The organism is Pseudomonas sp. PHC1 (assembly GCF_046487845.1).
Lineage (GTDB): Bacteria > Pseudomonadota > Gammaproteobacteria > Pseudomonadales > Pseudomonadaceae > Aquipseudomonas > Aquipseudomonas sputi.
The window spans coordinates 133437-147527 of the sequence record NZ_JBJXHJ010000016.1 but is presented as its reverse complement, the minus strand read 5'-3'; the positions used below and the strand labels follow the sequence as shown (position 1 = coordinate 147527).

Sequence of the window (14091 nt, the reverse complement as noted above, 5' to 3'; positions counted from 1 at the left end):
ATGTGTTTGCTCGCACGAACATCATCAACCAAATCGGCGTTCTTGTTTCTATGTTTCCCGGGATTCCGTGAAGAACCGTTTTTTTTGCGTGTTGATTAAGTATGCGAACTCATTCAAGTCGGGCGCTGTGCATCTGGCCCGATCAATAAAGGGAGCGATCGAATGACAGGGAGGCTCGCTTATCTGCTTCGGCCCAATGGTTATTTCAGCCTGATGGCCTGGGTGCTGGCGGCGTTGCTCTTCATTAATCGCCTGAGCAGCATGGTCAAGCTGTTCATGGCGTTGTACTTGCGCCAGGAGCTGGGGCTGGCGATTGAAACCGTCGGCTGGCTGCTGTCGGCCTATGGCGGTGGTCTGCTGATCGGCTCGATGCTCGGCGGATGGCTCAGTGACCACGTCCGCACGGCGCGCCTGACGGCGGCGCTGTTCTTTGTCTCTGCGTGGGTTCTGGTCTTGCTGGGTCTGGTTACGCAAGTGCCGTTGCTGGCCGGGTTGCTGTTGCTCAGCGGCACTCTCGATGGCGCGATTCGCACTCTGCATCAGCGACTGATCATGGAGTATTGCGAGGTTGCGCAGCGCCCACGGGCGCAGGCCTTGAGTCGCATCGCCCGGAACCTCGGGATGGCCGCTGCCGGTGTAGCGGGCGGTGTTCTGGCACAGGTGGATTTTCGCTGGGTGTTTTTCATCAGTGCCGGGCTCACGCTGCTGGCGCTGCTCTGGTTCATCCGCACGACCTGGCGCCGGCCGGTGCTGATCGCTGACGAGGCGCCCCAGGCGCAATCGAGTTCGGGCCTTCCCTATCGCGACAAACCATTTCTCTGGTTGCTGGCGGCGACCGTCCTTCTTGGCATGGCGTTCGACACGGTCTACAGCACCTTGGGCAACTATCTTCGCGACTATTACCGTTTGAGCACCGAGGCCATCGGCTGGCAGTTCGCGATCAACGCGATTCTGGTGGTAGCGCTGCAGATTCCCATGTCGCACTGGGGGGAACGCTGGGGCGCGCGTCGGCCATTGATCGCCGGTTGTGTGCTGCTGGCGGTCGGACTCGGCATGTTGCCGCTGGGTTCCGGCTTGTTTTATGCCTGTCTCTCGACAGTCATCTGGACGCTGGGGGAGGCGTTGTTCATGCCACCGTTGAACGTGCTGGTCATGCAGCATGCACAAACCGGAAAAAGCGGCCGTTACTTCGGCCTGTTCTTCATGGCCTGGAGTGCGAGTTCGCTGTTGTCGCCGGTGCTGGGGGGGCAGCTCTACGGCCAGTTCGGTGGCCACAGTGTCTGGCTGGCGAGTGCCGTGCTGGCCTCGCTGTCAGTACCGCTGATTTATCAGGCCACCCGTATTCGAACCACGCAATGCGCAAATGCTTAGCCGATCCGGTTATGGGCGTTATTCGAAAGCGGTCTGTCCACGCATGGCATTTTCGGGCATGGGGCAGCGTCCTATCTGGTGAACCCGGCGGATCGGAGCTAGATTTCCATCAGCGTCAGGTCAGCATGAATTTCTCACCTGGAACAGGATGGACTCGGCTATGAAAAGCAGGTTGCTACGGATTTTGCTGCTGTTGAAAGTGATGGTGATGCTGTCTCTCGGCACCGCGACGGCCTGGGCCGAGTGCGAGGATCACGATACCCAGGCGTCCAGCGGGCAGGTGGGGCACAGCGCGCTGATGCTGGCCAAGTCCGAGTCCGAGCCGGGCGATCAGGGCCAGGGGGGCAGCGCCGACGATGACGACTCGACCACCGACGAGCCGGACTCCGATGATCCGGATGAAGGAGACAGCCAGACGTAGTGTGCTGACGGGCACATTTCTACGCATTCGAGTTTCAGATGGACGTGTTGAGAAAAGGCGAAGCGCGGAGCTTCGCCTTTTTGTTTTCTCTGTGTGTTCAGCGTGGCTGTATTGCAAGCGTTTTGGCTTTCTCGATCGCTTCTTCGATGCATCCGACCATAGAGAACGCCTGTTCCGGCAGGTGGTCGCGATTACCGTTGAGAATGCTGTTGCAGCCAGCAAGGGTGTCTTTCAGGGAAACGTGTTTACCCGGAATTCCAGTGAGGCTCTCAGCAGTGGAGAGAGGCTGCGTCAGAAAATTCCGGAGTTTACGAGCGCGGCTAACCGTCAACTTGTGTTCCTCCGATAGTTCGTCCAAACCCACGACGTCGATGACAGCCTTCAGTGATTGGTATTCCTGCAGCAAGTCTAGAACGCGGTGAGCGGTGTCGTAGTGGTCTTCGCCGACCACGCTCGAGTCCAGATGACGCGATGTCGATTTTTGTAAGTCTATTGCGGGGTAGATACCTAGGGTAGCGATGTCACGGGACATAACGACGATGGCGTCAATGTAAGCTGACGTGGTCCCCGGCGGCGTTTCAGTGAAGTCGTCAGGTACATCGAAGGTCGTTACAGTAGCAACCGATCCGATCTGCTTTTGCAATGCACTCATTTCTGTCGCAAGGGTCGGTTGGTAACCTACTGCTGAAGGTGTTCGGCCAAGCAGTGCGGAGACTTCGCTAGCGCCCTGGGAGAACTGGGCGGTTGAGTCAAAGCCCAACATGACACGGAGACCATTGCTACTAAAGAACTCGCCCATGGTCATTGTGGTTTGTTCAGGTTTTGCATAAAAGCTGGATTCTGCCGCTGTTGCCTGAACGACCGTGGAGTACTCCATCGCGCCGGAGTCTGCTAAAGGTAAATACGCAGAAGCCGATGGGGGGCCAGATCTTACGTGGTTTTTGATCAGTTCACGTATGAGTACGGTTTTGCCAGTCCCAGCAGGTCCGAATATGCCGATGTTACTACCCGTCTTAAAGCACAACAGCAGATCGATACTCTTGATTCCAGTTTCCAGCATGAGGGAGGCTGCTGACCCTGGCGTGGTTTCCATGTAGTTTTCTTTGCTGGTCGAGGTGCAGCACAACGGTCCGAAATTCCATTCAATCTGGCCTCGTTGCGCACTGGGGGGCGGTGTAGTGATTTTTTCATCGTTCATTGCCTGTTACTCCAGATAGAGAGATGGAAAGCCGCTTCACGTGTCCTGAGTACGTGAAACCATAAGCTGCCTCTCTCTATCGAGCACCTGTCACATCTGACAGTTGTTTAGACCGTTGCGCGATAGCCCTGGAATTTTCGGTCACGGTACCGAATATCCAATGGCACGGCGTCAGCCCGATGCAAACACCAGACAAAAGAAAACCCCTTCTGTCTCGATTGATGCGCAATCGAGGCAGAAGGGGTTTGGTCAACATCATCAACAACCCGCCCCAGGAAACGGGGCGGGTTTTTTCAGGCCGCGCCGTCGAGGAACTGCTCGGCGTAGTGACAGGCAACCTGACGCGTGTCGAGCTGGCGCAGGGCTGGCTCTTCGCTGCTGCAACGCGCGGTGGCGTACGGGCAGCGCTTGTGGAACGCGCAGCCAGGCGGCGGGTTCAGCGGGTTGGGCAACTCGCCGACGATCTTGATTTTCGGCTTGTCCGGATCCGGATGGATGGTCGGGGTCGCCGACAACAGGGCCTGGGTGTACGGGTGCAGAGGACGGGCGTAGATGTCGTGTTTCGGACCGATTTCCACCGGCCGACCGAGGTACATCACCATCACGTCATCGGCCACGTGCTGCACCACCGCCAGGTTGTGCGAGATGAACACGTAACCGGTGTTGAACTCCTGCTGCATGTCCATGAACAGGTTCAGCACCTGCGCCTGGATCGACACGTCCAGCGCCGAGGTCGGTTCGTCCGCCACCAGCACTTTCGGTTGCAGCATCATGGCGCGGGCCAGGGCGATACGTTGACGCTGGCCGCCGGAGAACATGTGCGGATAACGCTGGTAGTGCTCGGGACGCAAGCCGACCTGCTTCATCATCGCCTGGACTTTCTCGCGACGTTCGGCGGCCGACAGGTTGGTGTTGATCAGCAGTGGCTCGGCCAGTTGATCACCGATTTTCTGCCGTGGGTTCAACGAGGCATATGGGCTCTGGAACACCATCTGCACGTCTTTGCGCAGTTGCTTGCGCTGAGCCTTGTCGGCGCCGGCCACTTCTTGCCCGGCGATTTTCAGGGAGCCGGATGACGGCTCCTCGATCAGGGTCAGGGCGCGGGCTAGGGTGGATTTGCCGCAGCCCGATTCACCGACGACGGCGAGGGTCTTGCCGGCTTCCAGCTCGAACGACACGCCGTTGAGGGCGCGCACGGTGGCGTGGCCCTTGAACAGACCACGGGAGACTTCGTAGTGACGGGTCAGGTCGCGGGCGGTAAGTACGACGGCCATTACGCCACCTCCTGGTTCAGCGGATAGAAGCAGCGGGCGAGGCTGTGGCTTTTCGGGTCAAGGGTCGGACGCTGCGCGCGGCAGCTGTCCTGCACGTACGGGCAGCGCGGCGACAGCAGGCAGCCTTGCGGGCGGTCGTAACGGCCGGGAACGATGCCCGGCAGGGTGGCCAGACGCTCGGCACCCTGGCTGTGTTCCGGAATCGCCTTGAGCAGCGCTTCGCTGTAGGGGTGGGCCGGGATGTCGAACAGTTGCGGCACCTGACCGACTTCAACGGCTTGACCGGCGTACATCACGCACACGCGCTGAGCGGTTTCGGCCACGACGGCGAGGTCGTGGGTGATCAGCACCAAACCCATGTTCTGCTCTTTCTGCAACGCCAGCAGCAGGTCCATGATCTGCGCCTGAATCGTTACGTCGAGTGCGGTGGTCGGCTCGTCGGCGATCAGCAGCTTCGGCTCGCCGGCAATCGCCATGGCAATTGCCACACGCTGGCTCATACCGCCGGACAGTTGATGCGGGTAGGCGTCCATACGGCTGGCGGCGCCCGGGATTTCGACTTTTTCCAGCAGTTCGATTGCCCGCTTGCGCGCTTGCTTGCCGGACATTTTCAGGTGCAGGCGCAGCACTTCTTCGATCTGGAAACCGACGGTGTAGCTCGGGTTGAGCGCGGTCATCGGATCCTGGAACACCATCGCCAGGTCTTTGCCGACGATCTGCCGACGCTGGCGGTTGTTCAGCTTGAGCATGTTCTTGCCGTCGAAGCTCAGGGCGTCGGCGGTGACGATCCCCGGGTGCTCGATCAGGCCCATCAGCGCCATCATGGTCACGGACTTGCCGGAACCCGACTCGCCCACGATCGCCAGGACTTCGCCCTTGTCGACTTTCAGGTCGAGGCCGTCGACGACCGGGGTGGCATTCTTGTCGCCGAAGCGAACGTTGAGATTCTTGATTTCTAACAGTGACATGGGAATCTCCTCAGGCGGCGTTCTTGAGTTTCGGGTCCAGCGCGTCGCGCAGGCCGTCGCCCATCAAGTTGATTGCCAGCACGCTGAGCAAAATGGTCAAACCAGGCAGACTCACCACCCACCAGGCGCGTTCGATGTAGTCGCGGGCCGAAGCCAGCATGGTGCCCCACTCAGGGGTTGGCGGCTGGACGCCAAGGCCGAGGAAGCCCAGGGCGGCGGCATCGAGGATCGCCGAGGAGAAGCTCAGGGTCGCCTGAACGATCAGCGGTGCCATGCAGTTCGGCAGCACGGTGATGAACATCAGGCGTGGCAGACCGGCACCGGCCAGGCGCGCGGCGGTCACGTAGTCGCGGTTCAGTTCGCCCATCACGGCGGCACGGGTCAGACGGACGTAGGACGGCAAGGACACCACGGCAATCGCGATCACGGTATTGATCAGGCCAGGGCCGAGGATGGCGACGATCGCCACGGCCAGCAGCAGCGACGGCAGGGCCAGCATGATGTCCATCAGACGCATGATGGTCGGGCCGACCACTTTCGGGAAGAAACCGGCGAGCAGACCCAGCAGGATCCCCGGGATCAGCGACATCACCACCGACGACAAACCGATCAGCAGCGACAGGCGCGAACCCTGGATCAGACGCGACAGCAGGTCGCGACCCAGTTCATCGGTGCCGAGCAGAAATTGCATCTGCCCGCCTTCGAGCCACACCGGTGGCGTCAGCAGGAAGTCGCGGTATTGCTCGCTCGGGTTATGCGGGGCGACCCACGGCGCGAAGATCGCGCAGAAAATCACCAGCAGCATGAACAGCAGGCCGGCGACGGCGCCCTTGTTCTTGGCAAAGGCCTGCCAGAACTCTTTGTACGGTGACGGGTACAGCAGACTTTGATCCACGGCGGTGGCAGCGGTGACTACTGAGGAAGTTGGAGTGCTCATGGGTATTGACCTCAGCGCTGATGACGGATGCGTGGGTTGGCAAAGCCGTAGAGGATGTCCACCACGAAGTTGACCAGAATCACCAGGCAGGCGATTAACAGGATGCCGTTTTGCACAACCGGGTAGTCCCGGGCGCCGATGGCTTCGATCAGCCATTTACCGATGCCGGGCCAGGAGAAGATGGTCTCGGTCAGGACCGCACCGGCCAGCAGGGTGCCGACTTGCAGACCGACAACAGTGAGTACCGGAATCAGCGCGTTGCGCAGGCCGTGCACGAACACCACGCGCGACGGCGACAGGCCTTTGGCCTTGGCGGTACGGATGTAGTCTTCACGCAGTACTTCGAGCATCGACGAACGGGTCATCCGCGCGATCACCGCCAGCGGAATGGTGCCCAGCACGATGGCCGGCAGGATCAGGTGGTGCAGGGCATCGAGGAAGGCGCCCATGTCATCGGCCAGCAGGGTGTCGATCAGCATGAAACCGGTGCGCGGCTCGATGTCGTAGAGCAGGTCGATCCGCCCGGACACCGGGGTCCAGCCCAGGCTTACCGAGAAGAACATGATGAGGATCAGGCCCCACCAGAAAATCGGCATCGAGTAACCCGCGAGGGAGATGCCCATCACCCCGTGGTCGAACAGGGATCCTCGCTTGAGGGCCGCGATCACCCCGGCCAGAAGGCCCAGGATGCCGGCGAACAGCAGGGCGGCCATGGACAGTTCCAGGGTCGCCGGGAAGAGGGAGGTGAACTCGGTCCATACGCTCTCACGGGTGCGCAGGGATTCGCCGAGATCGCCGTGGGCCAGTTTGCCGACGTAGTCCAGGTACTGGGCGTACAGCGGTTTGTTCAGACCGAGGCGTTCCATTGCCTGAGCGTGCATTTCGGGGTCGACCCGACGTTCGCCCATCATCACTTCCACGGGGTCGCCGGGAATCATGCGAATCAACGCGAAAGTCAGCAAGGTGATGCCGAAAAACGTGGGGATCAACAACCCCAGTCGGCGGGCAATAAAACTAAACATCGTGTGTGGTACCTCATCAGCCGGTTAGGCGTGCCCGGTTTCCCTGGGGTCAGGGAAACCGGGAGTTTTCTTCTCTACTTCACCTGGGTGGTGGCGAAGTTATTGGTTGTCAGAGGGCTGATGTGATAACCCTCTACGTTGTTGCGCATTGCGGTGAACATGCGGGTGTGGGCCATGCTGATCCACGGTTGATCCTGATTGAACAGCACCTGGGCTTGTTCATACAGCCTGGCGCGTTCGGCCGGATCTACTTTAGCCCGTGCTTCGTCGAGCAGGGCCTGGAATTTCTCGTTGCACCAGCGCGCGTAGTTTTCGCCGTTCTTGGCGGCTTCGCAACTGAGCATAGGCGTCAGGAAGTTATCCGGGTCGCCGTTGTCGCCCGCCCATCCGGCCGAGACCATGTCGTGCTCGCCGGCCTTGGCGCGTTTGAGCATCTCGCCCCATTCCATCACGCGGATGTCGATCTTGATCCCGACTTTGGCCAGGTCAGCCTGCATCATCTGCGCGCCGAGCATCGGGTTCGGGTTGGTCGGGCCGCCACCGTTGCGGGTGAACAGGGTGAAGGTGGTGCCGTCCGGTACACCGGCTTCCTTGAGCAGGGCGCGGGCCTTGTCGAGGTCACGTGGCGGGTTTTTCAGGTCGTGGTTGTAGCCCAGCAGGGTCGGCGGGTACGGGTTGACCGCAACGGTCGCGTTGCCTTTGCCGAACAGAGCGTTGACGTAGGCTTCCTTGTCGAACGCGATGTCGATCGCCTTGCGCACCCGCACGTCGCTGATGTACTTGTGCTGGGTGTTCATGGCGACGTACGAGACGGTCATCGCATCCAGTTCGTCGACTTTCAGGTTGCTGTCTTTCTTGATGCTCGGGATGTCATCCGGTTTCGGGTACAGCGCGATCTGGCACTCGTTGGCCTTGAGCTTCTGCAGGCGCACGTTGTTGTCGGTGGCAATCGCCAGGATCAGCGCATCGGCCGGCGGCTTGCCGCGGAAATAGTCCGGGTTGGCCTTGAAGCGCACCTGAGCGTCCTTGTTGTAGCGCTGGAAGATGAAAGGCCCGGTGCCAACCGGTTTGCTGTTCAGGTCGCCGGTCTTGTTGGCCTTGAGCAACTGGTCGGCGTATTCGGCCGAATAGATCGAGGAGAACGCCATGGCGATATCGGCCAGGAACGGCGCTTCGCGGCGGGTCAGGGTGAACTTGACGGTGTTGTCGTCGACTTTCTCGACGTTTTTGAGCAGTTCCTTGAAGCCCATGCTTTCAAAGTACGGGAAGCCCACGCTCGACAGCTTGTGCCACGGGTGATTCGGGTCCAGCTGACGCTGGAAACTCCAGACCACGTCGTCGGCGTTCATGTCGCGGGTCGGCTTGAAGTATTCGGTGGTGTGAAACTTGACGCCTTTGCGCAGGTGGAACGTGTACGTCAGGCCGTCTTCGCTGATGTCCCAGGACTCGGCCAGCGCCGGAATCACTTCGGTGGTGCCGGGCTTGAAGTCCGCCAGACGGTTGAAGACCGTTTCAGCTGCCGCATCGGCTGTGACTGCAGTCGTGTACTGAACTATATCGAAGCCTTCCGGACTGGCTTCGGTGCAGACCACCAAGGGTTTGGCCGAGACGCCGACAGCGACACTCAGCAACGCAGCCGCGATGGCCGCACGTAGGGGAAGCATTTTCATCAAGAACCCTCTGCAATCGGTTGAAGACAAAAAACCGAACGGCCAACTCGTCACTGAGTCAGCCGTCGGCTGGCGTTTTTACAGGATGTTGAATGGAACGGTGGTCACCAGACGGAACTCGTTGATGCTGCCGTCAGCCTGGTTTTCGCTGGCGCGGTGCGCGGTGTAGGTCGCACGAACGGTGGTCGCTTTCAGCGGACCGCTCTGTACGGCATAAGTGGCACCGATGCCGTATTCGTAGTGGTGCTCGCCGTCCATCGACTGCACGCCATCGTAGCCGCCACCTTTGTAGTGAGTACCGTCGATGCCCCAGCCGCGGGCCTGGTAGATGTTGAACTTCAGGCCTGGCACGCCATATTCGGCCATGTTCAGACCGTAGGCCACCTGGAAGGATTTCTCGTTCGGGCCGTTGAAGTCCGACAGCAGGGAGTTGGCCAGGTAGATGCCGTTGGTTTCATGCAGGTAGTCGAAGTACTCGTTACCGTTCACTTCCTGGTAGGAGAAAGTCAGGGTATGCGCCTGGTGAGTCAGGCCGAACGACAGGGAGTAAGTGTCGTTGTCGATTTCACCCAGTTTTTTCTTACCTTCGTCCACGGTCTTGTAGTAGTTCAGGCCGGTGGTCAGGGCCAGCACCGAGCTGTCACCCAGCACGTGGGTGGCGCCGAAGTAGTACTGGTTCCAGAGGTCTTCGGCCTGGGTGCCCCACAGGCTGGTGGTCAGGCTGGCGAACGGCTGGTACGAGATACCGCCGGTGTGAACATGGTCGGCTTCGGCATCGATCGCGCCGTATTCGGAGCGGAATTTGCTCAGGCTTTCTTCGGTACGCGGCGACACGCGATCGAACGAGGCCAGGTCGAAGGACAGGTTGTTCAGTTCTTCGCTGTGGATCGCGATACCTTCGAAGCTCGATGGCAGCGGACGGTTGCCGATCACGTCAACCTGCGGGCTGCTGAAGTTCATGCGGCCGGCGGTCAGGGTGGTGTTGGAGATGCGCGCCTTGACGTTGGCCAGGCCGACTTTGCTCCACTGGCCTTGGGCTTCGCCGCCTTCACGGGTCAGGGTACGGTTGTTGCCCGCGCCTGGACGGGTGCCCGGTGCGCCGCCGTTGTTGGACGCCAGGTTCTCGCGGTCACGCTCCAGCGCGATGGCGTTGTACGCCGCCACTTCGGTGCTGAAACCGACGGTGCCTTCGGTGAAGCCCGAGTTGTACTTGACGATGGTGCCTTGCACCCAGTTGATACGGCGGTCGGTCGGGGTGGCCACGCCATCCTTGCGGTAGGTGAATTTGCCGCCGCGCTTCAGTTGCTCGTTGGCCAACCAGTTACGGGTCGAGCCGGTGATCGACTGACCTTCGAGAAAACCGGTGGCTTCAGCCTGGGCGCTCTTCTCGTTGACGGTCACCGGGGTGAACGCCTGGCTTTGGGTTTCCGCGTAAGCCGTGGCGGTGATACTGCTGATGGCCAGGGCCAATATCGCGGTATTGCTCAGTTTCATGGGTGAAGCTCCTTTACTTTCTTTTTATGCCGGCTTTTTTGGGTTGGCCGGTTATTGGTTTAGAACTCGTTCACACATCGCAAACGTTTGCAAAAGGCCTGATTGGCGAATTTCGGCAAAGCGCTTGCGTGAGGGGGTAGACGGCCCCCTCAGCATTGCGGCTAATCGGTTTTTTGTTTAATCGATGCTGACACCCGAAAACACGTTGCGACCGAACGGGCTCACCTTGAACCCTTCGACTTTGGCGCTCAGCGGCTGGTTGACCGTCGAGTGGGCGACAGGCGTGATCGGCACTTGCTGCTTGAGCAGTTGCTGGGCCTGTTTGTAGAGCACGGTGCGCTGGTCGCGGTCGGTGACGACCTTGGCCTGTTTGATCAGCTTGTCGTAAGCCGGATCGCACCACATGGAGTAGTTGTTGCCGCCGATGGCGTCGCAGCTGTAGAGCGTGCCGAGCCAGTTGTCCGGATCCCCGTTGTCACCGGTCCAGCCGATCAGGCTGATGTCGTGTTCGCCATTCTTGGTGCGCTTGATGTACTCGCCCCATTCGTAGCTGACGATCTTCACTTTCAGACCGATCTTGGCCCAGTCGGCCTGGAGCATTTCGGCCATCAGTTTGGCGTTCGGGTTGTACGGACGTTGTACCGGCATCGCCCACAGGGTGATCTCGGTGCCTTCCTTGACGCCGGCAGCCTTGAGCAGCTCTTTGGCTTTTTCCGGGTTGTAGGCGGCGTCCTTGATGGTGTCGTCATAGGACCATTGGGTCGGCGGCATGGCGTTGACGGCCAGTTGACCGGCGCCTTGATAAACAGCGTTGAGAATCCCCTGTTTATTCACCGCCATGTCCAGCGCCTGACGCACTTCGAGCTGGTCGAACGGCTTGTGGCGCACGTTGTAGGCGATGTAGCCGAGGTTGAAACCTGGCTTCTCGATCAATTGCAGTTTCGAGTCGTTCTTCAGTGCCGGCACATCGGCCGGACGCGGGTGCAGGGTGACCTGGCATTCGCCGGCCTTGAGCTTCTGCACACGCACCGAAGCGTCGGTATTGATCGCGAAAATCAGGTTCTTCAGCTTCACCCGGCTCGGATCCCAGTAGTGCGGGTTGCCGGTGTAACGGATGTTCGAGTCTTTCTGGTAGCTCTTGAACACGAAGGGGCCAGTGCCGATCGGCTTCTGGTTGATGTCGCTCGGCTTGCCTTCGGCCAGCAGTTTGTCGGCGTACTCGGCGGACAGGATGGCGGCGAAGCTCATGGCGATGTTCTGGATGAACGCGGCGTCGACGCTGTTGAGCGTGAACTGCACGGTCAGCGGCCCGGTCTTCTCGACCTTGGCGATGTTCTTGTTGAGGCTCATCCCGTTGAAATACGGGAACTCGGTCGGATAAGCCTTACGGAAAGGCTGTTGCGGATCGAGCATGCGGTTAAACGTGAACAGCACGTCGTCGGCGTTGAAATCGCGTGTAGGTTTGAAATACGGCGTTGTATGAAATTTCACCCCTTCACGCAGGTGAAAGGTGTACTTGAGGCCGTCCTCGGAAATATCCCAGCTGGTTGCGAGGCCCGGTACGACATTGGTCGCGCCTTTTTCGAACTCGACCAGCCGGTTGTACAGCGGTTCGGCGGCGTCGTTATCGGTTGCCGTCGTGTACTGCGCGGTATCGAAACCGGCCGGACTGCCTTCTGAGCAGAACACCAGGCTGTCGCTGGCGGCGAAACTGGCGGACGTGGCGGCCAACAGGCCGGCGCCCAGCAATGCGGAAAAAACCAAGGTATGGCGCATGACGCTCCCTCTTTTTTAGTGTTTTTCAATGCGCCGCGATCCCGTCCAGGGACGTTGTGGCTGCATTGAGCTCAAACCGAAACGAACAGCAAAACCGAAAGCCCACGCAGTCACTGGTCAGAACCCGACGGTAGGGGCCGTGGGTCTGGCAGTAAATGCGCTGAGTCCTAAAGACTCGTAGGAAAAGGCGACACGTCCTAAACCATCCCGGTCAGACGGGCTGGAAAAGCCTGTAGGCAAATTCCTTACTTCTCGGCAAAAAAATAGCGGCGACGCTGAAAACGTCGCCGCTGTCTTTTTATTTGCTGACGCTGACGCCGTAGAAGGAGTTCAAGCCGAATGGGCTGATCTTGAAGTCCTGCACGTTGGCGCGCATGGGTTGATACACCGTCGAGTGAGCGATAGGTGTCATAGGGACTGCATCTTTGAGGACGTGCTGCGCCTCTTTGTAGAGTTCGGTGCGCTTGGCCTGGTCAGTGGTGCGCTTGGCTTCTTTCACGAGGCCGTCGAATTTCTTGTCGCACCATTTGGAGAAGTTGTTGCCGCTCAGGGAGTCGCAACCAAACAACACGTTGAGCCAGTTGTCCGGATCACCATTGTCACCGCTCCAGCCAATGATCATCGCCTGGTTCTCGCCACCCTTGGAGCGCTTGATGTACTCGCCCCATTCGTAGCTTTGAATCTTCACGTTCAGACCGATCTTCTTCCAGTCGGACTGGAGCATTTCGGCCATCAGCTTGGCGTTCGGGTTGTACGGACGCTGCACCGGCATCGCCCACAGGACGATTTCGGTGCCTTCCTTGACGCCGGCTTCCTTGAGCAGCTCTTTGGCTTTCTCAGGATCGTACTTGGCGTCCTTGATGGTGGTGTCGTAGGACCACTGGGTCGGCGGCATGGCGTTGACGGCCAGTTGGCCGGCGCCCTGGTAAACCGAATCAATGATCTGTGGTTTGTTCACAGCCATGTCCAGTGCCTGGCGAACGCGCAGGTCGGCCAGCGGGTTTTTCTCGTCGCTGCCCTTGATCTTGTCCATCACGTTGTAGGCGATGTAGCCCAGGTTGAAGCCAGCCTGGTCAGGCATCTTCAGCGCTTTGTCTTCTTTCAGCGCTTTCAGATCAGCCGGACGCGGGAACAGGGTGACCTGGCACTCGTTCTTTTTCAGCTTCTGGATACGTACCGACGGGTCGGTGGTGATGGCGAAGATCAGGTTGTCGATCTTCACGTCTTCAGGCTTCCAGTAATCCTTGTTGCCGGTGTAGCGGATGTTGGAGTCTTTCTGGTAGCTCTTGAACACGAACGGGCCAGTGCCGATCGGCTTCTGGTTGATGTCGGCAGCCTTGCCTTCCTTCAGCAGCTGGGCTGCGTACTCGGCGGACTGGATCGACGCGAAGCTCATGGCCATGTTCTGGATGAACGCGGCGTCGACTTCTTTCAGAGTGAACTTGACAGTGTGGTCGTCGACTTTATCGATCTTGGTGATGTTGGTGTCCATCCCCATGTCGGTGAAGTACGGGAATTCGGTCGGGTACGCCTTACGGAACGGGTCATCCTTGTTAATCATGCGATTGAAGGTGAACAGCACGTCGTCGGCGTTGAACTCACGAGTCGGCTTGAAATACGGGGTGGTGTGGAACTTGACGCCTTCGCGCAGGTGGAAGGTGTAAGTCAGGCCGTCATCCGAAATGTCCCACTTGGTCGCCAGCCCAGGAATCACGGCGGTACCGCCACGCTCGAACTGGGTCAGACGGTTGAACATCGTTTCGGCGGAGGCGTCGAAGTCGGTTCCGGTGGTGTACTGGCCTGGATCGAAACCGGCCGGGCTGCCTTCAGAGCAGAACACCAGGTTAGTCGCAGCGGTGGCGAAAGGTGCGGAGGCTAACAAGCCTGCGCCGACTAAAAACGGAATGACCGCGTGTTTAAGCATGTTGGCCTCATGATTTGTTGTCATTTTTTAGTTGTG

At 59.3% G+C, this 14091-nt stretch carries 11 protein-coding genes; 2 read left to right on the top strand and 9 right to left on the bottom strand.

Going from position 1 to position 14091, the window contains the following annotated elements; all coding sequences use genetic code 11:
• Positions 1–162: 162 nt before the first annotated feature.
• The gene (locus tag ACKJSM_RS19810) at positions 163–1371 is read left to right on the top strand and encodes an MFS transporter (RefSeq protein WP_410238601.1); all 1209 of its coding nucleotides are present in this window, start codon (positions 163–165) and stop codon (positions 1369–1371) included.
• Between the two features lie 160 nt (positions 1372–1531).
• Complete coding sequence (locus ACKJSM_RS19805; RefSeq protein ID WP_064593354.1) at positions 1532–1792, top strand: hypothetical protein; 261 nt, start codon at positions 1532–1534, stop codon at positions 1790–1792.
• A gap of 97 nt (positions 1793–1889) precedes the next feature.
• Here the strand turns inward: ACKJSM_RS19805 and ACKJSM_RS19800 are convergent, their stop codons facing one another.
• The 9 genes from ACKJSM_RS19800 to ACKJSM_RS19760 all read right to left on the bottom strand — a co-directional run bounded on the left by ACKJSM_RS19800 (position 1890) and on the right by ACKJSM_RS19760 (position 14055).
• A complete protein-coding gene (locus ACKJSM_RS19800) occupies positions 1890–2990 on the bottom strand; it encodes a F0F1 ATP synthase subunit beta (RefSeq protein ID WP_410238600.1) in 1101 nt (366 codons plus the stop codon).
• 293 nt (positions 2991–3283) lie between these two features.
• Positions 3284–4264 (bottom strand): peptide ABC transporter ATP-binding protein, encoded by a 981-nt coding sequence (locus tag ACKJSM_RS19795; protein ID WP_007953682.1) that lies wholly within the window; start codon positions 4262–4264, stop codon positions 3284–3286.
• Positions 4264–5232: an ABC transporter ATP-binding protein gene (locus ACKJSM_RS19790; RefSeq protein ID WP_064382563.1), complete on the bottom strand. Its 969-nt coding sequence runs from the start codon at positions 5230–5232 to the stop codon at positions 4264–4266. Before ACKJSM_RS19790 ends, ACKJSM_RS19795 begins: the two co-directional genes overlap by 1 nt.
• A 10-nt stretch (positions 5233–5242) precedes the next feature.
• Positions 5243–6169, bottom strand: coding sequence for an ABC transporter permease subunit (locus ACKJSM_RS19785; RefSeq protein ID WP_236182899.1), 927 nt, complete (start codon positions 6167–6169; stop codon positions 5243–5245).
• Between the two features lie 11 nt (positions 6170–6180).
• Positions 6181–7191: an ABC transporter permease subunit gene (locus ACKJSM_RS19780; protein ID WP_192559771.1), complete on the bottom strand. Its 1011-nt coding sequence runs from the start codon at positions 7189–7191 to the stop codon at positions 6181–6183.
• Between the two features lie 74 nt (positions 7192–7265).
• Positions 7266–8861 (bottom strand): ABC transporter substrate-binding protein, encoded by a 1596-nt coding sequence (locus ACKJSM_RS19775; RefSeq protein WP_410238599.1) that lies wholly within the window; start codon positions 8859–8861, stop codon positions 7266–7268.
• A 78-nt stretch (positions 8862–8939) separates the two neighbouring features.
• Positions 8940–10355 carry an OprD family porin gene (locus ACKJSM_RS19770; protein WP_410238598.1) on the bottom strand — a complete coding sequence of 472 codons (1416 nt, stop codon included), beginning with the start codon at positions 10353–10355 and terminating at the stop codon, positions 8940–8942.
• 177 nt (positions 10356–10532) lie between these two features.
• A complete protein-coding gene (locus tag ACKJSM_RS19765; protein ID WP_410238597.1) occupies positions 10533–12131 on the bottom strand; it encodes an ABC transporter substrate-binding protein in 1599 nt (532 codons plus the stop codon).
• 298 nt (positions 12132–12429) lie between these two features.
• Positions 12430–14055 carry an ABC transporter substrate-binding protein gene (locus ACKJSM_RS19760; RefSeq protein WP_236182903.1) on the bottom strand — a complete coding sequence of 542 codons (1626 nt, stop codon included), beginning with the start codon at positions 14053–14055 and terminating at the stop codon, positions 12430–12432.
• Positions 14056–14091 lie beyond the last annotated feature (36 nt).

Coding starts and splice junctions, on each gene's coding strand:
- ACKJSM_RS19770 (WP_410238598.1), bottom strand. CDS start 10,355: ATGAAACTGAGCAATACCGCGATATTGGCCCTGGCCATCAGCAGTATC.
- ACKJSM_RS19775 (WP_410238599.1), bottom strand. CDS start 8,861: ATGAAAATGCTTCCCCTACGTGCGGCCATCGCGGCTGCGTTGCTGAGT.
- ACKJSM_RS19760 (WP_236182903.1), bottom strand. CDS start 14,055: ATGCTTAAACACGCGGTCATTCCGTTTTTAGTCGGCGCAGGCTTGTTA.
- ACKJSM_RS19810 (WP_410238601.1), top strand. CDS start 163: ATGACAGGGAGGCTCGCTTATCTGCTTCGGCCCAATGGTTATTTCAGC.
- ACKJSM_RS19790 (WP_064382563.1), bottom strand. CDS start 5,232: ATGTCACTGTTAGAAATCAAGAATCTCAACGTTCGCTTCGGCGACAAG.
- ACKJSM_RS19765 (WP_410238597.1), bottom strand. CDS start 12,131: ATGCGCCATACCTTGGTTTTTTCCGCATTGCTGGGCGCCGGCCTGTTG.
- ACKJSM_RS19785 (WP_236182899.1), bottom strand. CDS start 6,169: ATGAGCACTCCAACTTCCTCAGTAGTCACCGCTGCCACCGCCGTGGAT.
- ACKJSM_RS19795 (WP_007953682.1), bottom strand. CDS start 4,264: ATGGCCGTCGTACTTACCGCCCGCGACCTGACCCGTCACTACGAAGTC.
- ACKJSM_RS19800 (WP_410238600.1), bottom strand. CDS start 2,990: ATGAACGATGAAAAAATCACTACACCGCCCCCCAGTGCGCAACGAGGC.
- ACKJSM_RS19780 (WP_192559771.1), bottom strand. CDS start 7,191: ATGTTTAGTTTTATTGCCCGCCGACTGGGGTTGTTGATCCCCACGTTT.
- ACKJSM_RS19805 (WP_064593354.1), top strand. CDS start 1,532: ATGAAAAGCAGGTTGCTACGGATTTTGCTGCTGTTGAAAGTGATGGTG.